Source organism: Nonomuraea sp. NPDC003727, from assembly GCF_053586935.1.
On the sequence record NZ_JBSFNE010000002.1, the window covers coordinates 702,082 to 723,178 of the forward strand.

Annotated in this window: 22 protein-coding genes and 1 tRNA gene; 10 read left to right on the forward strand and 13 right to left on the reverse strand. The window is 71.0% G+C overall.

Annotated elements, in window-relative coordinates; all coding sequences use genetic code 11:
- Window positions 1–246 precede the first annotated feature (246 nt).
- The 4 genes from ACWDLG_RS08575 to ACWDLG_RS08590 form a co-directional block, all read right to left on the reverse strand.
- A complete protein-coding gene (locus ACWDLG_RS08575) occupies window positions 247–387 on the reverse strand; it encodes a hypothetical protein (RefSeq protein ID WP_449917448.1) in 141 nt (46 codons plus the stop codon).
- A gap of 375 nt (window positions 388–762) precedes the next feature.
- A tRNA-Lys gene (locus ACWDLG_RS08580) sits at window positions 763–836 on the reverse strand.
- A gap of 41 nt (window positions 837–877) precedes the next feature.
- Window positions 878–1,438, reverse strand: coding sequence for a class F sortase (locus ACWDLG_RS08585; RefSeq protein ID WP_449917451.1), 561 nt, complete (start codon window positions 1,436–1,438; stop codon window positions 878–880).
- A gap of 1,097 nt (window positions 1,439–2,535) precedes the next feature.
- A complete protein-coding gene (locus ACWDLG_RS08590) occupies window positions 2,536–3,027 on the reverse strand; it encodes a hypothetical protein (protein WP_354913712.1) in 492 nt (163 codons plus the stop codon).
- 219 nt (window positions 3,028–3,246) lie between these two features.
- Here ACWDLG_RS08590 and ACWDLG_RS08595 point away from each other — a divergent pair, with 219 nt between their 5' ends.
- Window positions 3,247–4,077, forward strand: coding sequence for an AAA family ATPase (locus ACWDLG_RS08595; RefSeq protein ID WP_449917454.1), 831 nt, complete (start codon window positions 3,247–3,249; stop codon window positions 4,075–4,077).
- On the forward strand, window positions 4,074–5,414 hold the full coding sequence (locus ACWDLG_RS08600) for a vWA domain-containing protein (protein WP_449917457.1): 1,341 nt from the start codon (window positions 4,074–4,076) through the stop codon (window positions 5,412–5,414). The genes ACWDLG_RS08595 and ACWDLG_RS08600 overlap by 4 nt, the downstream gene beginning before the upstream one ends.
- Here ACWDLG_RS08600 and ACWDLG_RS08605 read toward each other — a convergent pair.
- On the reverse strand, window positions 5,395–6,168 hold the full coding sequence (locus tag ACWDLG_RS08605) for a nuclease-related domain-containing protein (protein WP_449917460.1): 774 nt from the start codon (window positions 6,166–6,168) through the stop codon (window positions 5,395–5,397). The genes ACWDLG_RS08600 and ACWDLG_RS08605 overlap by 20 nt on opposite strands.
- 146 nt (window positions 6,169–6,314) lie before the next feature.
- Between ACWDLG_RS08605 and ACWDLG_RS08610 the strand changes: the two genes are divergently transcribed.
- The gene (locus ACWDLG_RS08610; RefSeq protein WP_354913720.1) at window positions 6,315–6,893 is read left to right on the forward strand and encodes a TetR/AcrR family transcriptional regulator; all 579 of its coding nucleotides are present in this window, start codon (window positions 6,315–6,317) and stop codon (window positions 6,891–6,893) included.
- Here ACWDLG_RS08610 and ACWDLG_RS08615 read toward each other — a convergent pair.
- Complete coding sequence (locus ACWDLG_RS08615; RefSeq protein ID WP_449917464.1) at window positions 6,874–7,668, reverse strand: SDR family NAD(P)-dependent oxidoreductase; 795 nt, start codon at window positions 7,666–7,668, stop codon at window positions 6,874–6,876. The two genes, ACWDLG_RS08610 and ACWDLG_RS08615, sit on opposite strands and share 20 nt — an antisense overlap.
- Before the next feature lie 70 nt (window positions 7,669–7,738).
- Here ACWDLG_RS08615 and ACWDLG_RS08620 point away from each other — a divergent pair, with 70 nt between their 5' ends.
- Window positions 7,739–8,302 (forward strand): TetR/AcrR family transcriptional regulator, encoded by a 564-nt coding sequence (locus tag ACWDLG_RS08620; RefSeq protein WP_449917467.1) that lies wholly within the window; start codon window positions 7,739–7,741, stop codon window positions 8,300–8,302.
- 3 nt (window positions 8,303–8,305) lie between these two features.
- On the opposite strand, the gene ACWDLG_RS08625 is transcribed toward ACWDLG_RS08620, so the two are convergent.
- The 3 genes from ACWDLG_RS08625 to ACWDLG_RS08635 are packed head-to-tail and all read right to left on the reverse strand — an operon-like array spanning window position 8,306 to window position 11,681.
- A complete protein-coding gene (locus tag ACWDLG_RS08625; protein WP_449917470.1) occupies window positions 8,306–9,352 on the reverse strand; it encodes an acyl-CoA dehydrogenase family protein in 1,047 nt (348 codons plus the stop codon).
- Window positions 9,349–10,488, reverse strand: coding sequence for an acyl-CoA dehydrogenase family protein (locus ACWDLG_RS08630; protein WP_449917472.1), 1,140 nt, complete (start codon window positions 10,486–10,488; stop codon window positions 9,349–9,351). The genes ACWDLG_RS08625 and ACWDLG_RS08630 overlap by 4 nt, the downstream gene beginning before the upstream one ends.
- On the reverse strand, window positions 10,479–11,681 hold the full coding sequence (locus tag ACWDLG_RS08635) for an acyl-CoA dehydrogenase family protein (protein WP_449917474.1): 1,203 nt from the start codon (window positions 11,679–11,681) through the stop codon (window positions 10,479–10,481). Before ACWDLG_RS08635 ends, ACWDLG_RS08630 begins: the two co-directional genes overlap by 10 nt.
- Window positions 11,682–11,788: 107 nt before the next feature.
- Between ACWDLG_RS08635 and ACWDLG_RS08640 the strand changes: the two genes are divergently transcribed.
- The gene (locus ACWDLG_RS08640; protein WP_449917477.1) at window positions 11,789–12,376 is read left to right on the forward strand and encodes a GNAT family N-acetyltransferase; all 588 of its coding nucleotides are present in this window, start codon (window positions 11,789–11,791) and stop codon (window positions 12,374–12,376) included.
- Window positions 12,377–12,464: 88 nt separating this feature from the next.
- Here ACWDLG_RS08640 and ACWDLG_RS08645 read toward each other — a convergent pair whose 3' ends face one another.
- On the reverse strand, window positions 12,465–13,067 hold the full coding sequence (locus tag ACWDLG_RS08645) for a TetR/AcrR family transcriptional regulator (RefSeq protein WP_449917480.1): 603 nt from the start codon (window positions 13,065–13,067) through the stop codon (window positions 12,465–12,467).
- Between the two features lie 75 nt (window positions 13,068–13,142).
- Between ACWDLG_RS08645 and ACWDLG_RS08650 the strand changes: the two genes are divergently transcribed.
- The gene (locus tag ACWDLG_RS08650; protein WP_449917482.1) at window positions 13,143–14,336 is read left to right on the forward strand and encodes an FAD-dependent monooxygenase; all 1,194 of its coding nucleotides are present in this window, start codon (window positions 13,143–13,145) and stop codon (window positions 14,334–14,336) included.
- On the opposite strand, the gene ACWDLG_RS08655 is transcribed toward ACWDLG_RS08650, so the two are convergent.
- From ACWDLG_RS08655 to ACWDLG_RS08665, 3 genes are all read right to left on the reverse strand, one after another.
- Window positions 14,239–15,123: a hypothetical protein gene (locus ACWDLG_RS08655; protein WP_449917485.1), complete on the reverse strand. Its 885-nt coding sequence runs from the start codon at window positions 15,121–15,123 to the stop codon at window positions 14,239–14,241. The genes ACWDLG_RS08650 and ACWDLG_RS08655 overlap by 98 nt on opposite strands.
- 74 nt (window positions 15,124–15,197) lie before the next feature.
- Complete coding sequence (locus ACWDLG_RS08660) at window positions 15,198–15,560, reverse strand: VOC family protein (protein ID WP_449917488.1); 363 nt, start codon at window positions 15,558–15,560, stop codon at window positions 15,198–15,200.
- Window positions 15,561–15,585: 25 nt separating this feature from the next.
- Window positions 15,586–16,236, reverse strand: a complete 651-nt coding sequence (locus ACWDLG_RS08665) for a TetR/AcrR family transcriptional regulator (RefSeq protein WP_449917490.1) — start codon at window positions 16,234–16,236, stop codon at window positions 15,586–15,588.
- Between the two features lie 79 nt (window positions 16,237–16,315).
- Between ACWDLG_RS08665 and ACWDLG_RS08670 the strand changes: the two genes are divergently transcribed.
- The 4 genes from ACWDLG_RS08670 (at window position 16,316) to ACWDLG_RS08685 (ending at window position 21,043) form a co-directional block, all read left to right on the forward strand.
- Entirely contained in the window at window positions 16,316–17,299 is a 984-nt protein-coding gene (locus ACWDLG_RS08670; protein ID WP_449917493.1) for an SDR family NAD(P)-dependent oxidoreductase, read from the forward strand.
- 160 nt (window positions 17,300–17,459) lie between these two features.
- Complete coding sequence (locus ACWDLG_RS08675) at window positions 17,460–18,338, forward strand: DMT family transporter (RefSeq protein WP_449917495.1); 879 nt, start codon at window positions 17,460–17,462, stop codon at window positions 18,336–18,338.
- Between the two features lie 80 nt (window positions 18,339–18,418).
- Window positions 18,419–20,608, forward strand: a complete 2,190-nt coding sequence (gene secA2 / locus ACWDLG_RS08680; protein WP_449917496.1) for an accessory Sec system translocase SecA2 — start codon at window positions 18,419–18,421, stop codon at window positions 20,606–20,608.
- A gap of 84 nt (window positions 20,609–20,692) precedes the next feature.
- Window positions 20,693–21,043, forward strand: coding sequence for a PRC-barrel domain containing protein (locus ACWDLG_RS08685; protein WP_354913749.1), 351 nt, complete (start codon window positions 20,693–20,695; stop codon window positions 21,041–21,043).
- Window positions 21,044–21,097: the final 54 nt, after the last annotated feature.

Sequence of the window (21,097 nt, forward strand, 5' to 3'; positions counted from 1 at the left end):
CCCGTCACCGGTCACATCCACGGAACTACACCGCGCACGTCGACAGCTACTCATCCGCGTATCTGGGCGGCATCCCGCTCCGTGACCTGTCCATCCGCGACGTGCAGCGCATGTCCGCCACGATCCCGCCACCCGCGCCCACTTCGGCGACCATGCTCACCCGCCTGCACGCCACCCTGCGCGCCGCGCTCGACGCCGCCGTCTGTCTGCTGCACCATCGCGCTCGATCACGCCACCGTCACCGCACTACGCCGCCACCGCGACCACCAGCAGGCCGAACTCGCCCTCCTCGGTGAAGACGGCGGTGGCTACGTCTTCAACGCCCAACGCGGCCGCCCGATGACTCCCGACGTCCTGACCCGAACCTTCGGCACGTTGATCGGTCAAAAGCGGACTTCCGCCCATTCGTCTGCATGATCTGCGACATGGAGCAGCCAGTCTCGCGCTTCAGGCTGGCGCAAATTGTCCATCCAGGACCAACTCGGTCATTCCAGCATCGTGCTGATGGCCGATATCTACGTGACGGTCGTTCCGCAGGTCGCCCGTCATACCGCGGAGGCCGTGGCCCGTCTCATCCGCGAGGCTGGACGCCGGCCACCTCGGAACAACCAGATCCGTCGCCAGAGTGTCCTCGTCCGGAAACGGAGACAAGTCGCAGGCCGACGGAAGAACGGGAAGCTTCTGCTCGCTGATGCGCTCATTCTGGCCTCAACGCAAATCTGGCCCGGCCTCCGTGTGGAGGCCGGGCCAGATTTTCAGCTGTGCGCCGCCAGGGACTCGAACCCCGGACCCGCTGATTAAGAGTCAGCTGCTCTAACCAACTGAGCTAGCGGCGCCTGCGGGAAGAAACATACCCGACTTCACGGCACAGGTCGAATCAGCGGCGGTCCATCGGTCCGGCCGCCCGCCGCCCGGTGATGAGCTTGGCGAAGACCACCGTGTTGTCGAGGTAGTGCCTCGTGGTCGTGTTGAACGCCCCGGCGCAGGTGATCAACCGGAGGGCCGGATGGCCGGGATCGCCGTACACCTCCCGCGCGGGGAACTCGTCCTTCGGATAGGTGGCGACCTTGGTGACGACGAAGCGCAGCCGGCGCCCGTCCTTGCGGGTCACGAAGACGCGTTTGCCGGGGGTGAGCTCGCTGATCCGGTAGAAGACGGCCGGGCCCGTGGTGTTGTCGTAGTGCCCGACCATCACCGCCGCGCCGGGCGCGCCCGGCCTGGGCCCCATCTTGAACCAGCCGACCTTGTCGGAGACGCTGAGCGGCGGGGCGCCGATCCTGCCGTCCTCGTCGACGCCGACCCGCATGACGGCGGCGGCGATGTCGAGGCTGGGGATCTGGAGGTTCAGGGGAGGCGAGTCGATCCCTTTGGCTCCGGTGGGCCCGACAGCCGCCGTCCGGGGTGGCTTGACCGGGAACGGCCTGGCGCGGGCGGACACGTCCGCCGGAGCGGCCTGGAGACTTCCAGCCCGGCGAGCCTCGGACGTCCCGGCCCGACGGGACTCGGACGTCTCATCCCGGCCAGGTCTGGGGGTCTCGGTCCGACGGGGTGTGGAGGTCTCAGCCCGGCGAGGTTCCGATGTCCCGGCCCGACGGGGCTCGGACGTCTCAGCCCGACGGGGTGCGGGGGTCTCGGCACGGCGGGGCTCCGAGGTCTCGGCACGGCGGGGCTCGGACGTCTCAGCACGGCGGGGTGTGGAGGTTTCGGCACCGCCGGGCCTGGCGCGGTCGGCTCGGACCTGCTGCGGCGGCCTGGGGGTCGTCTCCACTCGCGCCGGCGCGGGCGCGGCAGTGTGGACCTGCTTGACCGGCCGGGAGACCGGCTCGCCTCGTACTGGCGCGGGCGCGACGGCACGGGCCTGCCCGGGCCTCTCAGCCCGGCCCGGAGTGTCGGCCTTTCCCGGGCCTGGTGTGCGGGTCCGGACCTGCTTGGGCGGGCTCGACGGCGCAGGAGGAACCGACGGCTTCGAGCGGGCGGCCGGCTTCGGCGGACTGGGCGGCGCAGGCGAAGTCACCGGCTTGGAACGACTGACCGGCTTGGGCGGGCTCGACGGCGCAGGAGGAACCGACGGCTTCGAGCGGGCGACCGGCTTGGGCGGGCTGAGCGACGCGGGCGGGGTCACCGGCTTGGAACGACTGACCGGCTTCGACGGGCTGGGCGGCGCGGGCGGGGTCATGGGCTTGGAGCGGGCGGCCGGCTTGGGCGGGCTCGACGGCGCAGGTGGGTGGGGTGACTGGGGTGGGGTGGGTGCCTTGGGCGGAGACACGTCGGGCGCCTGGCGCGCTCCGGGACGGGCGCGTTCGGAAGTCTCGGGTCCGGAAGGGGCGGAGGCCTTGGACGTGCGAGGCCCCGCGGGGTCGGAGGCCTTGGGCGTGCGGGGCCCGGAGGGGTCGGGGGTCTTGGGCGTGCGAGGTCCGGAGGGGTCGGGGGACTCGGCCCTGCCGGTGGCCGCGTTCGCGGGCGCCGGTGTGAGGGTCAGGGCCATGAGGGAGGCCGCCACGCACAGGGCGTGGCGGCCGATTGCGTGACGGATCATCACTTGCGGACGGTCGCCTTGGCCATGCCGCCGCCGCCGGTGTGGGGGCCGGGACCCCAGCCCGGGCCCCAGCCGCCGCAGCGGGGGCCGCCCCACCATCCGCCGCCGCCACCACCGCAGCCGTGGCCGCCCTTGAACCCGTGGCCACCCTTGAAGTCGTGGCCGTCCTTGAACCCGTCGCCCTTGAAGTCGTGGCCGCCCTTGAAGCCGGGGTCACCCTTGAATCCGGGGTTGCCCTTGAAGTCGTGGCCGATCTTGCCGAAGTTTCCCTTGCCGAAGTCGATCTTGCCGAGGCCGCCCTTGCGGCCGTTCATCCTGCCGAGGTCGTCGTCGAGGTCCTCGTCGAAGCGCCTGGGACCGAAGTCGTCGTCGGGATCGGCGGCGAGGACCGCGCGGCCGGGCAGGCTCTGCGCCGCGACGGAGGTCGCCATGGAGGCGAGACCGAATCCGGAGAGCAGGATCAGGCCGGTGGCGGCTACTGCGATACGCATCGCTTTTTCCTCTCTGAGTGACTGTGAAGTCGAAGCGGGAAATCCCCTCATGTCGCATCCGCCGAACCGACACAATCCGCTTCTTGCCATGGCCATTACTGCAATAAGGCAGAAGACCGTTTATCGCCATTTCTCTTAACGCCACAGAACCCGTCAATTCGGACTTATTGTTGGCCCCTGCTAGAATAAAGTTCGGCCCCCCGCCCGACAGGAGCATCGATGTTCAACTCGCCCGCCGACGTGAGCGAGCGCCTCTCCGCCGTTGACTACCTCTCCGACGACTCCATCGCCACCTCGGTGTTCCTGGCCGCCGCGCTCGGCAAGCCGCTGCTCGCCGAAGGACCGGCGGGGGTCGGCAAGACGCAGCTGGCCAAGGCGGTCGCGAAGGCGACCGGGGCCCGCCTGATCAGGCTGCAGTGCTACGAGGGGCTCGACGAGGCCAGGGCGCTGTACGAGTGGAACTACAAGAAGCAGCTGCTGCGCATCCAGGCGACCAGCTCGGACGACGACATCTTCTCCGAGGAGTTCCTGCTGGAGCGGCCCCTGCTCAAGGCGATCAGGAGCCCCGAGCCAGCCGTCCTGCTGATCGACGAGACGGACAAGGCGGACGTCGAGGTCGAGGGCCTGCTGCTGGAGCTGCTGTCGGACTTCCAGGTGACGATCCCCGAGCTGGGCACGATCGAGGCGACGCTGCGGCCGTTCGTCGTGCTCACCTCCAACGCCACGCGGGAGCTGTCGGAGGCGCTCAAGCGGCGCTGCCTCTACCTGCACATCGAGTACCCGACCCCGGAGCGCGAGCGCGACATCGTGCTGTCGCAGGTGCCGACCCTGCCCGCGGACCTGGCCGAACAGCTCGCCAGGACGGTGGCCACGCTGCGGGCGCTCGAGCTGAAGAAGGCCCCCTCGGTCGCCGAGACCGTCGACTGGGCGCGCACGCTGCTGGCGCTCGGCCGCGCGGAGCTCGACGAGGAGACCGTCTCCGGCACGCTCGGCGTGGTGCTCAAGCACGCCTCCGACCAGGCGCGCGCCCGCAAGGAGCTGGGCCTGTGAGCCTGGTGGACCGGCATGTCGGCTTCGTGCACGCGCTGCGCGAAGCGGGGCTGCCCGTGTCGCTGGCGGAGGGTCTCGACGCGGCCAGGGCGCTGCGCGTGATCGACCTGACCGAGCGGGAGTCGCTGCGGGCCGCCTACGCGGCGACGCTGGTCAAGAAGCCCGCCTACCGGCCGGGCTTCGACATGCTGTTCGACCTGTGGTTCCCGTCGTCCACCACCGGGCTGTCCGGTACGGCAGGCAGCCCAGGCGAGCACCCGGCCGACCCGCCCGACGACCCCCGCGAGCGCCTGGCCGAGCTGCTGCACGGTTCGACGGAGGCCGAGATGAGGCAGTTCGCCCGCGCGATGGTCGACCGGTTCGGCCGCCAGCCCGCCGCGGAGGGCAGGCAGAACTGGTTCTCCTACAGCGTCATGCGGGCCCTGTCCCCCGAGACCCTGATCGCGAGCCTGCTGCGGGGTGTCCCGCGGGGCGGCCTGGAGGAGAGGACCGCCAGGCAACGGATCACCACCAATATCAGGCGCTTCGAGGAGGCCGTGGCCGCCGACGTCCGGCGGCGGATCGCCGAGGACTCCGGCATCGAGCGCATCGCCCGCTCCGCCGTACGGCCGCCGGTGGACCAGCTGGACTTCCTGCGGATCACCAGGGCGGACCTGGCCAGGCTGCGCAGAGAGGTGTATCCGCTGGCCCGCCGCCTGGCCACGCGCCTGACGATCAAGCACAGGCACGGCAGGCGCGGGCGGCTCGACTTCCGCAGGACGGTGCGGGCGTCGCTGTCCACGGGCGGCGTGCCCGTGGAGCCGAGGTTCCGGCCGCCGCGCCCGCACAAGCCGGAGCTGGTCATCCTGTGCGACACGAGCGACTCGGTCTCGTCCTTCGCCCATTTCACGCTGCTGCTCACGTACGCGCTGAGGGAGCAGTTCACCAAGGTGCGCGCATTCGGTTTCGTCGACACCGTGGATGAAATCACGCGGTTCTTCACCCCGGGTGGAGATGTGGGCGAGGCACTGACCCGACTCGCAACAGAAGCTCATATGTCGCGGTTCGGCCGGACGAATTATGGGCGGGCATTCGAGGAGTTCGCCGAAAAGGACGCCGTCGGGCCCAGGACCAGCCTGCTGATTCTCGGCGACGCGCGTTCCAATTACCAGCCGCCCGCGCTCGACACGCTGCGCCGGCTGGCCAAGGGCGCCCGGCACGCGTACTGGCTCAACCCCGAGCCGAGGCGGCAGTGGGACAGCGGCGACTCCCTCGCCACCGCCTACGGCTCGATCGTGCCGATGCGCGAGTGCCGCAACGTCACCCAGTTGGCGGAGTTCATCGAGCGACTGGCCTAGCCAGCTCCCGCGCCGCCGTACGGGCGATCAGCTCGATCTGCTCCTCGGTCAGCACCACCCGGCCCGCCCTCTTGATGACCTTGGCCACCAGCGAGGGCTTGAGCAGCGTGATGCCCTCGCCGCTCACGATGCCACCGCGCGGCAGCCGGCCGCAGTGGACGGCGAGCATCGGCTCGATGGACAGCGCGATGCCGGTCTCCCTGCTGAGCAGTGCGGCGAAGGCGTCGGCGGTGTCGACCAGCGGCTTGGCCACGTGGGAGCCGAACTTCTCGCCGAAGAACAGCCGCCCGCCGTAGGCCGCGATGTCGGTGTCGGGCGACCACGCCTCGTTGTCGACGATCCAGGCCCCGGCGGGGCCGATGATCAGATGGTCGATGGAGGCCTGGCCGCGGATGGCCCGGCCCTGCAGGATGCGGTAGCCGGACTTGTTGAGGCCGCGTCTGAGCTTGCGCTGGGTGATCACCTCACCGCGGCGGCGGCCGCGCCAGACGGAGGTGGCGTTGAAGTTGTACCAGACGATGCCCCAGTCGAGGGCAGCGACGAGACCGGCGAACAGCAGCCCGAAGACGGGGATCCAGGGCAGGTCGAAGCGGAAGGCCAGCCCCAGCCCCGCGACGAACCCGACTCCCGCCTTGATCGCCCTCGACCGTTGCCGGTTCTTGGCGTCCTCGCGCCAGAACTTCTCGTACCACCACTGCGGGGACGAACCTGTGAACTTCTCGTCCTGCTGCACGTAGATCGAGCCACCGGGCACGGCAAACTCCCCGAGTTCAGTAGGTCCACCTTGGATCTGCCACGCCGAAGATCCCTCGCTGGTCATCAGATACCCAAGGTAAGCCTAACTTAGCCGTGACGAGGCCCTTCCGGACACTCAACCGACCAGTCGGTATGCTGTTGACCATGGCACAGGATGAACCGGTCAGGCAGCGGCTGTTGTCGGAGGCGACGAGGCTGTTCGCCGACCGCGGCTTCGAGAGCACGTCGGTGCAGGAGATCGTGGTCGCGGCCGGGGTCACCAAGGGCGCGATGTACCACTACTTCGACTCCAAGGACGACCTGCTGCACGAGATCTACGGTCGCGTGCTGCGGATGCAGATGGACAGGCTGACCAGGATCGCCGACGGCCCGGGGACCGTGGCGGAGCGCCTGCACGCCGCGGCGGCCGACGTCGTGGAGACAACGGCGGACAACCTCGACGACTCCAAGATCTTCTTCAGGTCGATGCACCTGCTGGCCCCCGAGACGCAGAAGACGGTCAGGGCCGATCGCCGGCGCTACCACGAACGCTTCCGCGACCTGGTGGCCGAGGGGCAGCGCGAGGGCGTGTTCCGTGCGGACGTGCCCGCCGAGATCGTGGTCGACTACTTCTTCGGCTCGGTCCACCATCTCGGCACCTGGTACCACGCCGACGGCCGGCTGTCGGGCGCCCAGGTCGGGGCGCACTTCGCCGACCTGCTGATCAGGTCGTTGCGACCGTAGGGGTGCGCGCGACACCCCTGGTGACCATCCGGCTCACCAGGGCCAGCAGCCGGCGCGGCCGGCGCGGCATGAGGTGGGCCATCGCGAAGTTGCTCGCCCCCGGCACCACGTAGCCGCGGTCGCGGTCGAGGCCGCGCAGCGCCGCGGCGACCACCTGCCGGGGCGTCGACATCTTGCCGCCGATCGCCGCGTCTCTCGTGCCGAGCACGTCGAAGAAGGGGGTCTCGACCGGCCCCGGGGTCACGGCGAGCACCTTGACGCCGGTGCCGCGCAGCTCGCTCCACAGGGCCAGGCTGAAGTTGAGGACGAAGGCCTTGGACGCGCCGTAGGTGGCGAAGTAGGGCGCGACGTTGAAACCCGCGGTGGAGCCGACGTTGACCACCGCCCCCTCCCCTCTCGCCAGCATGCCCGGCACGAGCGCGTGGGTCAGGCCGACGAGCGCGACCACGTTGACCATGAGCTCGTCGTGCTCGCGCTCCGGCGAGAGGTCCTGGAAGCGGCCCGCCGTACCGAAACCCGCGTTGTTGACCAGCAGGTCGATCCGGCGTCCCTGGACGCGCTCGGCCACCCTGGCGGCGGCGTCGGGGGCGGACAGGTCCTGGCCGATCACCTCGACGGCGACGCCGTGCCGGTCGGCCAGCTCGGTGGCCAGCGCCTCCATCTTCTCCACGGAGCGGGCCACGAGCACGAGGTCGTGACCCCGGGCGGCGAGCTGCCGGGCGAACTCGGCGCCGATCCCGGAGGAGGCGCCGGTGACGAGAGCAGTCTTGTTCATGAGAGCGAATGTAGCAGCTTGGCCGATAACTGCAACACTTTGTCTCAGTTAGGTGCTGTAGCGTCGGCGCATGACAGTCAGGCGGTTGCGGGCGGACGCCGAGCGCAGCGTGCGAGCGATCATGGCGGCCGCCGAGCGGCTGTTCCGCGAGAACCCCTCGGCCACGATGGAGCAGATCGCCGAGGCGGCGGGGGTCGCGCGGGCCACGATCCACCGGCGCTTCGCCAGCCGTGAGGCGCTCATCGAGGCGATGGAGCTGGCCGCGTGGCGCGAGCTCGACGCGATCGTCGAGGCCGCGCGCCCGCAGACCGCTCCCCCACTGGTCGCCCTCCACCAGGCGACGGCGGCGATCCTCGAGGTCAAACCGGGATGGCGGTTCACCCTGGCCGGCCCCGTGCCGATGGGCGCCGAGGCCAGGCAGGTGCAGGAGAGCGTGATGGGCAAGTGCGACGCGGTGTTCGCCAGGGCGCGGGACACCGGGCTGCTGCGCCCCGAGGCTGACGTGGCCTGGGTACGGCAGGCCTACCTGGCGCTGCTGACCGAGACCGCGCACACGGCGCCCGACGACGCCGATCCCGACGCCCTGGCCGCCCGCCTGCTCGACACCCTCCTGTACGGCGTCGCGGCGCGTTGACGATCAGGCGGGAGCCGGCAGGTCGGCGAGCCCGGCCAGCGCGTCCCTGTGGTCACCCGGCGTGCCGAGCGCGATCTCGGTGGACTTGGCGCGCTTGAGGTACAGGTGGATGGGATGCTCCCAGGTCATCCCGATGCCGCCGTGCAGTTGCACCGCCTCCTCCGCCGCGTGCACCGCCACGCCCGCGTTCCAGGCCTGCGCGACCGCGGCCGACACCGGGTCGGCGGCGGTGGCCGCGCGGGCCGCGGCCCTGGCCCTGACGACGTCCAGCCACAGGTCGGCGAGCCGGTGCTTGATCGCCTGGAAGGACCCGACGGGCCTGGCGAACTGGTAGCGCTCCTTGACGTAGGCGAGCGTCGTCTCCAGGCACCACTCGGCCACGCCGAGCTGCTCGGAGGCCAGCAGCCCCGCCCCGAAGCGCAGCGTCTCCGCCAGGTCGAACGCGCCCAGCGGTTCGGCCGCGGCGCCGTCCAGGGTGACGTTCGAGAGCGGCCTGGTCAGGTCGAGCGACGGCACCACCTCGACGCGGGCGCCGGCCGCGCGGACCGCGTGCAGGACGCCGCCGGCCGGCACCAGCAACACGTCGGCCACGTCGGCGCCGGCCACGCCGCGGACCTGCCCGCTCAGCCTCCCTCCGCTCAGGGTGACCCCGGAGGGGACCTCCCGGTACGGCGTGGCCACGAACGGCACGGCGAGGGCCGCGGTGCTCTCGCCCTCCGCCATCGCGCCCAGCGGGCCGGCGGCGCCCACCTGGAGGAGGGCGTGGGTGGCCAGCACCGCGCTGGTGAAGAACGGGACCGGCGCCACCGCCCTGCCCAGTTCCTCCAGCACGACCGCGGCCTCCCTCGCGGAGGCGCCCGCTCCGCCGTACTGCTCGGGGATCAGCAGCCCGGCCACGCCGATGTCTCGCGCCAGCGTCTTCCACAGCCCGAGGTCGCAGGGCTCGCCCTCCACCCTGGCCGGCGCCGCGGACGGCGGGCAGCGGTCGGCGAGCACGGCGCGAACGGTGGCCCGCAGCTCGTCCTCGACGTCGGTGTAGAGCAGCGTCATCGCGGCAGGTCCTTCCAGGGCACGTCCTTGTCGGCGCGGGGTTCGGAGGGCAGGCCGAGCACGCGCTCGGCGATGATGTTGCGCAGGATCTCCGAGGTGCCGCCCTCGATCGAGTTGCCCTTGGCCCGCAGGTAGCGGTAGCCGGGGCCGCGGCCGAGGAAGTCGACCGAGTCGGAGCGGCGGAAGGCCCAGTCGTCGTAGCCGAGGTCGCGGTGGAACTCCACCTCGAATCCGGTCAGCGCCTGGTTGAGCCTGGCGAACGACAGTTTCATGCCCGAGCCCTGCGGGCCGGGCTGTCCCGCGGCGAGCTGCTCGCGCAGCCGTACCCCTGACAGGCGGGTGACCTCGGCCTCCACCCACAGCGCGAGCAGGCGCTGGTGCAGGTCGTGGGTGCGCAGCCCGGGGTGTTCGCGCCAGGCGTCGGCGACCAGCCCGATCATGCCGCCGCCCTGGCGGACGGGTCCGCCGCCGATGGCCACGCGCTCGTTCATGAGCGTGGTCTGGGCGACCCGCCAGCCGTCGCCGACCTCGCCGAGGCGCAGGTCGTCGGAGAGCCGCACCCCGGTGAGGAAGACCTCGTTGAACTCGGCCTCTCCGGTGATCTGCCGCAGCGGGCGCACCTCGACGCCGGGGGCGCGCATGTCGCAGATGAAGTACGTCAGGCCGCGGTGCTTGGGCAGGTCGGGGTCGGTCCTGGCGACGAGGATGGCCCAGCGGGCGTGGTGGGCGCCCGAGGTCCACACCTTCTGACCGTCGACGACCCATTCGTCGCCGTCCTTGACGGCTCGCGTCGCGAGCGTGGCCAGGTCCGAGCCCGCGCCGGGCTCGCTGAACAGCTGGCACCAGATCTCCTCGCCCGTCCACAACGGGCGCAGGAAGCGCTTCTTCTGCTCCTCGGTGCCGAAGGCGAGGATGGTCGGGGCGGCCATGCCCAGGCCGATCGCCTGCACGCCGGTGTCGGGCTGCGGGGTGTGCGCGAGCGCGCGTTCGACCTCCTGCTGCGTCTCGCGGGGCGCGCCGAGCCCGCCCAGCCCGACGGGGAAGTGCACCCACGCCAGCCCCGCGTCGAATCTGGCGCGCAGGAACTCCAGGCGGTCGGAGGGAGCGTTCGCGAGGAACCTGTCGACTACATCCACTTCTTCAGCTCCCTGTGGGCGAGCGAACGCTTGTGCACCTCGTCGGGCCCGTCGGCGAAGCGCAGCGAGCGCACGCCCGCCCAGAGCCCGGCCAGCGGGAAGTCCTGGCTGACCCCGCCGGCGCCGTGCACCTGGATGGCCTTGTCGAGGATCCACTCCACGTCACGAGGAGTGGCGATCTTGATCGCCTGGATCTCGGTGTGGGCGCCCTTGTTGCCGACGGTGTCCATCAGCCAGGCGGTCTTCAGCACCAGCAGCCTGAGCTGCTCGACGCGCACCCTGGACTCGGCGATCCAGTCCTGGACCACCCCCTGCTCGGCGATGGTCCTGCCGAAGGCCGTACGGCCCAGCGAGCGCCTGCACATCAGCTCGATCGCCCGCTCGGCCATGCCGATCATGCGCATGCAGTGGTGGATACGGCCGGGGCCGAGCCTGGCCTGCGCGATCGCGAAGCCGCCGCCCTCCTCGCCGATCAGGTTCCCGGCAGGCACGCGCACGTCCTCGAAGACCACCTCGGCGTGGCCGCCGTGGTCGGCGTCGCTGTAGCCGAAGACGTGCATGCCGCGCTCGATGCGCAGGCCGGGGGTGTCGCGGGGAACGAGCACCATGCTCTGCCGGCGGTGCTTGGGCGCGTCGGGGTCGGTCTTGCCCATGACGATGAAGATCTTGCAGTCCGGGTTCATCGCGCCGGAGATGAACCACTTGCGGCCGTTGATGACGTACTCCGCGCCGTCCTTGACGATCCGGGTGGCGATGTTGGTCGCGTCGGAGGAGGCGACCTCGGGCTCGGTCATCGCGAACGCCGAGCGGATCTCGCCGTCGAGCAGCGGCTGCAGCCACTCCTTGCGCTGCCACTCGCTGCCGAACATCGACAGCACTTCCATGTTCCCCGTGTCGGGCGCGGCGCAGTTGGTCGCGGTCGGCGCGATGCGCGGGCTGCGGCCCATGATCTCGGCCAGCGGCGCGTACTGCAGGTTGGTGAGGCCGGCACCGTGCTCGCCGGGCAGGAAGAGGTTCCACAGCCCTCGCCTGCGGGCCTCCTCCTTCAGATCGGACATCAGCGGCGGGCTGCTCCAGCCGCCGGCCGCCGCCTGCTCCTCGAAGGCCTCCTCGGCCGGATAGACGAACTCGTCCATGAAGCGCAGCAGCCGCTCGCGCAGGTCCTCGGTGACGGTGTCGAAGGCGAAGTCCATGACCTGACCCTACCGACCGGCCGGTATGGGTGTCGACAAGTGGTCGCGAGGAAAACCGGCCGGGTGGCCATGACCGCAGGTGGGCGCTGCTCTGTACGGTGTGCCGCATGACCGTCAAGATGCCGACCGCCATCGTCCACGAGAACTCCGTCGTACGGCTCGAGCCGCTCACCCTCGGCCACATACCCGACCTGTTCGAGGCGGGCGGCGGTGACGACGAGGTGTGGCGCTGGCTGTCCGTCCCGACGCCGCGCACGCCGGACGAGCTCGCCGCGATCGCCGCCGAGATCATCGGCAGCGACAAGTACGCGGCGCACGCGGTCATCCCCCGGCACACCGGCAAGGCCGTCGGCTGGACGACCTACATCGACGTGCCCGGCTTCGACCAGAGCATCGAGATCGGCTGGACCTGGTACGGCCGGACGGTCTGGCGCACGGCGGTGAACACCAGCTGCAAGGTGCTGCTGATCGACCACGCCTTCGACGTGCTCGGCCACAACAGGGTGCAGCTGAAGACCGACCACCTGAACCTCAGGTCGCAGGCGGCGATCAGGCGGATCGGCGGGGTGCACGAAGGGACACTGCGGCGGAACAGGCAGCGGCCGGACGGGACGTGGCGGGACGCCGTGGTGTTCGGCATCCTGCCCGAGGAGTGGCCCGAGCACCGGGCCCGCCTCGTGTCCTCCTCCGCCTGAGCGCGCCGGTCACCACGGCCCGGGTGACACCGACCGCGGTCACCCCCGTCACCCCTCCATGCCGCCGCCGGGGTCAGGGGGCGAGCGCTCAGGACAGCATGCCGGACAGGAACTCGCTGATCCCCGCCCGCAGGTCCTCCGGCGTCGGCGTCGTACCGGCCCCCGCGATGGCGTCGAACATGACGCCTTCGCCGTAGGCGACCAGTTGCCGCCCGTGCCGTTCCGGATCCGGCGACCCCGCCGCGGCCAGCAGGGCGACGGCGGGGGCCCGGAAGCGGGCGCCCGCCCTGTCGTAGATCTCCCGCAGCTCGGGACGGCGGGTCGCCTCCAGGGCCAGCTCGTAGCGGGCGAGGGTCCTGCGGCGGTCGGCGAACAGGCCCCAGAGCACCTCGGCGATCACGCCCGCCAGATCGTCGCGATCCAGCGGCTCCTCCGCCGCGGACTCGGTGAGCCGGCCTTCACCCGGCCACTCCACCGGCAGGGCGGCCGCCGGGGACATCGCCGTCGACTCCAGCTCGGTCAGGCGTTGCAACGTCAGCTCCAGCAGCGCCGCCCTGGTCCGCGCCAGGTTGGAGGTCGACCCAGGAGGAAGGCCGGCGAACTCGTCCACCGCGCGGTGGGTCAGCCCGCGCATGCCGCGCTCGGCGAGCAGGGTGATCGCCGCCTCCGCGACGGCCTCCGAACGTCTCATGTGACCGAGACTACACTTGTAGTTGAAACTACGGCTGTAGTACCGTCCGAACTACAGCCGTAGTGAGGAGTGCACATGTCGAAGGCAGTCGTGATCGGCGCGGGGATCGGCGGCCTGGCCGCGGCCATCGCGCTGGAGCAACGCGGATGGGACGTCACCGTCCTGGAACGCGCGAAGGCGCTCGAACCGGTGGGCTCAGGGCTGGCGATCGCGGCCAACGCCCTCAAGGCACTCGACACCGTCGGTCTCGGCGACGAGGTCCGCCGGCTGTCACGGATCCAGGGCAAGGGCGGCATCAGGACGCCGAGCGGCCGCTGGCTGGCCCACACCACCGAGGAGCGGGCCACCGCCAGGTACGGCGACTCGGTGGTCGTCATGCTGCGGGCCACGCTCATGGACCTGCTCGCCGACCGGGTGAAGGATCTACGGCTCGGCACGGCCGTCACCGCCGTCGACGCCGGCACCGGCGAGGTCCGCGCCGAAAGCACCCCGGCCGGCCCCGCCTCCGGGGCCACGGGCACGGACGGCATCGCGTTCGAGGCCGACCTGGTGATCGGGGCGGACGGCATCCACTCGGCCACGCGCACCACGCTCTTCCCCGGCCACCCCGCCCCCGTCTACTCGGGCGTGACCGCCTGGCGGGCCCTGATGCCCCATCCGGGCGGCACCGTCCAGAGCGCCGAGACGTGGGGAAGGGGCCAGATCGTGGGTGTCCTCCCGCTGGCCGGCGACCTGGTCTACCTCTACGCCACCGACCTGTCGCCAGCGGGAGCCGTCCATGGGGACGAGCGCGCGGAGCTGCTGCGCAGGTTCGGAAGCTGGCACGAGCCGGTGCCCGCGCTGCTGGAGTCCGTCGCCCCGGAGAAGGTGATCCGCAACGACGTCTTCTTCCTCGACACCCCGCTGCTCGCCATGCACCGCGGCCGGGTGGCGCTCGTCGGCGACGCCGCGCATCCCATGACGCCGAACCTCGGCCAGGGCGCCTGCCAGGCGATCGAGGACGCGGTCGTCCTGGCGGCCAACACCGGCGACCTCGCCGCCTACACCGCGGCGAGGCTGGAGCGCACCTCGATGGTGGTGGCCCGGTCGATGAAGCTCTGCCGCATGACCAAGCTCCGCCACCCGCTCGCCGTACGGCTGCGCGACACGGGCATGTCGCTGGCGGCCAGGTTCAGCCCCGATCTGATGTTGCGGTCGATGGATGAGGTACTGGGATGGACACCTCAGGACTCGGCCGGGAGTGGTCGGGGGCCAGCCGTCCCAGCGTGATCGTCCCTGCGATGGTCAGCGCCGCGGCCAGCAGCGCGGGCACGGCCGTCGACGGCGAGGTGGGCAGCGGCTCGCCGAGCAGGATCGCCCCCGCGAGCACCGAGGTGACCGGGTCGATGACCTGCACGCCCGCGTAGGCGACGCCGAAATAGCCGACCGCGTAGGAGCGCTGGAGCAGCACCACCGCGAAGACCAGCATCACCGGGATGACCAGCGTGAACCAGTGGAGGAGCCGGGAGAGGTCGCCGTGCAGACCGGCGCCGACCACCCGCACGAACGTCGACACACTGGCGGTCACCACCCCCGCCCCGACCGACAGCAGCAGCGCCTTGGTGGCGCCCTGCGATCTGGCCGCGGCCGCGTTCGAGACCAGTACGATCAGCCCGATCACCGCGAGGAAGCCCAGCGCGGCGGGGGTGGACAGTTCGGGGGTCACGTTGGTGTGCGGGACCAGCAGCGTCAGCCAGAGCAGGCCGACCGCGACGGCGATGGATCCGAGGATCTCGGCCCGGTACGGCTTGCGGCCGTACAGGTAGGCGGCCAGCGGCACGGCGAACACGAGTGTCGCCACGGACACCGGCTGCACGACCACCAGCGGCGCGAAGCTCAGCGCCACGGCGTGCAGGCTGGCGCCGGTGAAGCCGATGACGCCGCCGATCCACCAGCGGGGCCGCTTGACCAGCTTGAGCGAGGCGCCGGCGGCGACGGCCTCGAACTGCTGCAGCGCCGCTCCGATCGCGTATCCCAGTGCCCCAGCGAGGGCGATGATCAGGCCGACCCAGGTCATGGGCGCCCACGCAGGGGCATGTTCACGAGCATTCCTCCAGCTTAGGGCGCCCGCCGCGGCCCTTGAATCAGACTTTAGGAGGACCTCTCCGGACATACACAGAACAGATGCCCCTCGGGGTCCTGCATGACGACCCATCCGTCACCGGGCTGGAAGTCGGGCCTGGTGGCGCCCATGGCCTCGTACTCCTCGACCGCCTTGGCCACGTCCGGAACCCTGAAGTCGAGGTGGAACTGCTTGTCGTCGCTGGGCCACGCGGGGGCCCGGTATCCCGGGATGCGGCCGAAGTAGATGGTCGTGGCGCCGTCGCTCACGGCGGAGTACTCGGGTTCGGCGACCTGGATGTCGAGACCGGTGACCTGGCTCCAGAACTCGGCCATGCGGACGGGGTCATCGCAGTCGATGGTGAACGCGATGAGGTTTGCCTTCGTTGTCATGCGCTCAGTCTTCACGTCATACCTGTCAGCTCGTGTCAGGTACACGAGGATTCGTCCCGAGGTCGCTCATGTGCTGCCGGCGGCAGCACATGACCAGGTCCACGGCCTGCCGCATCGCACGCCGTACTCCTTCGGGAGAGTCGCCACGCGCCAGAGCGGCCAGCGTCGCGGCGCTCACCGCACCGATCACGCCCCCCACCAGCGCGGCGGCACCGATCGGGTCAAGCTGGTCCGGGTAGGCCTCGTGCAGCGCCCCGGCCACCTCGTCCTGCGCGGCGAGGTAGCGCTGGAGCACGCGCGCCTGCAGCACCGGAGACGAGGCGGCCAGGCGAACCCGTAGCGCCGCGAGCCCGCTGGCCAGATCACCGTCCCAGCTGTTGGCGATCATCCGCTCCGTCGCCCGCAGGAGGACGTCGGGATACCCCTCGGCTGGACCGCGCTCGGCGATCACCCGCAGGGCGAGGTCGATCCGCACGTCGGCGTCGGCGAAGAGCACGTCCTCCTTCGCCTGGAAGTGGAGGAAGAAGGTGCGCGTGGACACCTCGGCCGCCTCGGCGATCTCGGCCACGGTGACGTCCTCGTAGCCCTTGTCCTCGAACAGGTGGACCGCCGCGTCGATCAGGGCCTGCCGCGTGCGCAGCTTCTTGCGCTCCCGCAACCCGAGGCTCTCCTTCATGGCGCCATCCTATTGCATTCCATGCATTGCTTCATGCTATGTATTGATGCATCGAATGTAGCGAGCTGGAGGGTCACCCATGGGACACCTGGACGGACGCGTCGTGCTCATCACCGGCGCCGGGCGGGGCATCGGGCGAGAGGAGGCGCTGCACTTCGCCGCCGAGGGCGCCAAGGTCGTGGTCAACGACCCCGGCGTGGCCATCGACGGCTCCGGTGGCGACTCCGGCGTGGCGGCCGCGGTGGTCGAGGAGATCGTCGCCCGCGGCGGGCAGGCCGTGGCCAGCACCGACAGCGTCGCCGACTGGGACGGCGCGCGGCGCATGGTGGACACGGCCCTGCAGGTCTTCGGCGACCTCCACGTCGTCGTCAACAACGCGACCATCGAGCGCAACCGGGCGCTCGCCGACCTGACGGAGGAGGAGTTCGACGACGTCGTCGCCGTGAAGCTGAAGGGCACGTTCGCGGTCACGCGGTGGGCGGCCCGGTACTGGCGCGAACGATCCGAGGCCGGGGTCCGCGTCGACCGGGCCGTCGTCAACACCTCCTCGGGCTCCGGCCTGCTCAACCCGCTGCCCACCCAGGCCTCCTACGCGGCCGGCAACGCGGGCGTCGCGGCACTGACCATCGTGGGAGCGCTCGAACTCGGCCGGTACGGCGTGCGAGTCAACTGCCTGTCCCCCTCCATGGCCCGCACCCGGCTCACCCTCGACGTCCCCGGCATGCGCGAGGAACCGCCCGCGGACGGCTTCGACCCGTTGCACCCCTCCACCAGCGCGCCCGTCGCCGCCTACCTGGCAAGCGCCGCGTGCCCGCTCACCGGTCAGGTGCTCTCGGTCCGCGGCGGGTCGGTCGCGGTCAACCACGGATGGTCGCGCGGCGGGCACGTGCGAAAGGAGGGCCGGTGGACCGTCGGCGAACTGGCCGAGAAGCTGCCGGCGGTGCCGATGGACGACCCCTTCGGCAAGCTCGCCGACGCCCTCGGCGGCGCCCTCGGCCCGGACGGGCGCGCCAGGATCCAGGAGATGATCGACGCGCTGCTCGACCAGGAGGGCAGGCGGTAGGGTGAGTCCCGTGCCGTTCTTCATCATCTCTCCGCCCGCCGCGCGCTAGCGGGCGGCCTCTCTCCTGATCTCTCCGGATCTACGGGAACCACGGGATCCGGCGGTGGTTGCTGCCCGCGTACGGGCCGAACGTCGACAACCACTCCATCCGGAGAAATCAATGACGCAAGTTTCCGTACGGCGCGGCGTGCTGTACGTCTCCGTGGCCGCGGCCGCCTGGGGCACCGGCGGCGCGGCGGGCTCCCTGCTCTTCCAGTCCGCCGGGATGGGGCCGATCGGGGTGTCGCTCTGGCGCTACCTGCTCGGCGCGCTCTTCCTGCTCTTCCTCATCCGGCGCCGGCCCCGCCCGCACGGCAGGCTCCTGCTCGTGGGAGCGGGGATGGCGGTGTACCAGACCGCCTACTTCGCGGCGATCTCCTCCTCGGGCGTGGCCGTCGCGACGGTCGTCACGATGGGCGCGACCCCGCTGTTCACCGCGCTCGGCGGGCGGCTGTTCCTCGGCGAACGGCTCGACCGGGTGGGCACCGTCTGCGTGGGCGCCGCCCTGACGGGGCTGGTCATGCTGACCGGCGAGACGGCGCTGAACGGCACGACCGCCCAGACCGGGGCGGGGGCGCAGACGCCGGCCGGGATCGGGTTCGCCCTGCTCTCGGCCGCCGGATACGCCGCGGTCACCCTCCACTCCCGGCGGCACCACGACGACCCGTACGGCACCGCGGTCGGCGGGTTCGCCGTCGGCGCGCTCTGCCTGGCCCCCTTCGCCCTGGTCGACGGGGTGCTGCCGCAGGTCACGCTGCCCACCGTCGGCCTGCTCCTCTACCTCGGCGCGGTGCCGACCGCCCTGGCGTACGGGCTGTACTTCAGGAGCCTGTCGGCGCTCAGGGCGACCACCGTCTCGGTGATCTCCCTCGGCGAGGCGGTCGGCGCGGCGGCCCTCGGCGTGCTGGTGTTCGGCGAGCGGCTGACCGTGCTCACCACGGCGGGCTGCCTCGTCCTGCTCGCCGCGGTGATCACACTGACCGTTCACGAACGCGGATGAGCTAGTGTCCGGTACGGCGGCGTCCGCCGTACCGGACAGGTCCGGGAACCGGTGCCGACCGAGCGCTCGTTGGAGGATTCGTGGCGTCGTTTTCCGGGTTTTTCAGGAACATCCTGGACCGGCCAGGTGGCCTGAACCTGTCCCCGTACAGGAAGATCGTCGATGCGGCGGGCAAGCTGTCCTATCCCGGCGAGCTGCCCCGGCCGAGGACGGACAACCTGGCCGAGTTCTGCGCCGTGGCGCGCGAGGCGGCCGACCGGACGCTGGGGCTCAGGCCGTACGACGTGCAGCTGCTCGGCACCGTGGCGCTGCTCCACGGTCACGTGGCCGAGATGGCCACCGGCGAGGGCAAGACGCTGTCGGGCGCGATGGCCGCGGCCGGATACGCGCTGCAGGGCAAGCGGGTCCACGTGATCTCGGTCAACGACTACCTGGCACGGCGTGACGCCGAGTGGATGGCGCCGTTCTACGACGCGCTCGGCGTCACGGTCGGCTGGATCGACCAGAACTCCACGCACGAGGAGCGCCGCGAGGCCTACGCCAAGGACGTCTGCTACGGCCCGGTCAGCGAGATCGGGTTCGACGTGCTGCGCGACCGGATGCGCACCGACCCCGCCGACATCATCATGCCCGCGCCCGAGGTGGCGCTGGTCGACGAGGCCGACTCCGTCCTGGTGGACGAGGCGCGGGTGCCGCTGGTGCTGGCCGGCGCGGCCGACGCCGGCGACGCCGTACCGGAGATGGCGGAGCTGGTGCGCACCCTGGTCAGGGGCTACCACTACGAGATCGACGAGCAGGCCAGGAACGTCTTCCTGACGTCCAAGGGCGCCGACAGCGTGGAGTCGATCCTCGGCGTCGAGCTCTACGACGAGCACGAGCCCGGCACGCTCATCGAGCTGAACCTGGCGCTGCACGCGCACGCGCTGCTGACGCGCGACGTCGACTACATCGTCCGCGACGGCAAGGTCCAGCTCATCAACCCCTCGCGCGGCCGGGTGGCGCTGCTGCAGCGCTGGCCCGACGGATTGCAGGCGGCGGTGGAGGCCAAGGAGGCGCTCTCGCCGACCGAGAAGGGCGAGATCCTCGACCAGCTCACCGTGCAGGGGCTGATCAGACGCTACCCGCAGGTGTGCGGCATGACCGGCACGGCGGTGGCGGTCAGCGAGCAGCTCGGCGAGTTCTACGACCTCAAGGTCGCCGTCATCCCGCCCAACAAGCCGTGCGTCAGGGAGGACGAGCCCGACCGCCTCTACCCGACCGAGCCCGACAGGGACGCGGCGCTGGTGGAGGAGATCCAGGCGATGCACGCCACGGGACGGCCGATCCTCATCGGCACCCTCGACGTGGCCGCGTCGGAGCACCTCGCCAAGCTGCTGCAGCGGCGCGGCCTCGACCCCGTCGTCCTCAACGCCAAGAACGACGCGGAGGAGGCGGCGATCATCGCGCGCGCCGGCGAGCGCGAGGCCATCACCGTCTCCACCCAGATGGCCGGGCGCGGCACCGACATCCGCCTCGGCGAGGGCGTGGCGGAGCTGGGCGGCCTGTACGTGATCGGCTCCGGCAAGCACGTCAGCAGCCGGCTCGACGACCAGCTGCGCGGCCGCGCGGGACGCCAGGGCGACCCCGGCGGCTCGGTCTTCTTCGCCAGCATGGCCGACGACCTGGTCACCCAGTTCGTCCCCGGCGAGCGCCCGCCGCCCGCCGACCCCGACGGCGTGGTACGGCACCGCCGCGGCGCCTACCTCGTCGGCCACGCGCAGCGGGTCGCCGAAGGCGTCAACCTGGAGATCCACCGCAACACCTGGCGCTACACCCGCCTGCTCGAGCACCAGCGCGAGCTCATCCTGGAGTGGCGCGACAAGGTCCTCCACGGCGACTCCGCCGCCAAGGCGCTCGCCGAGGCCGATCCGGAGCGCTGGGCCGCCCTCGACGAGGAGATCCGCGACGAGACCGCCCGGCAGATCGTGCTGCACGCCATCGACACCTGCTGGACCGAGCACCTGGCCTTCCTGAGCGACCTGCGCGAGGGCATCCACCTGCGGGCGCTCGGCCGGATGAGCCCGGTGGACGAGTTCCAGCGCGAGGCCGTGGCGGAGTACAGGACGTTGCTGGCCGAGGTCGAGCGCCGCTCGCTGGAGTCCTTCGAGGCCCCGGCGCGCGACCTGAAGCGCCCGTCGGCGACGTGGACGTACATGGTGCAGGAGAACCCGTTCGGCACCGAGCTCGACCGCCTGCTGAAGCGGGTCACCTCGGCCCTGCGGCACGGCTGAGCGCCGGACGGGATTGACCCTCACTTCCGCGGGTAGAGGGGGCGGGCCCGAGAAAGACGAGCAGAAGAGAGGGAGAGAGCACCGATGGAGCTCTGGAACTATCGTCCTGACGTCTACGACCGCAACCAGAGCCTGGACCTGGCGGGATACCACGTCCACGCGACGGACGGGAAGATCGGGAAAGTCGACGAGGCCACCTACGAAGTGGGCGAGAGCTACGTGGTCATCGACACCGGTCCGTGGATCTTCGGTAAGAAGGTCATGCTGCCGGCTTCGGTGATCACGCGCATCGACCCGCAGGAGAGCATCGTCTACGTCTCCAGGACGAAGGAAGAGATCAAGGACGCGCCCGAGTTCGACGAGGGCACGTTCAAGGAGCCGGAGTACCGGCAGCGGCTGGGCGACTACTACGGCCGCTTCCCGCAGTCCTTCTGACCCAGGAGGCAGGAAGGGCCGCGCCCCCAGGGGCGCGGCCCTTCTCATGTCCAG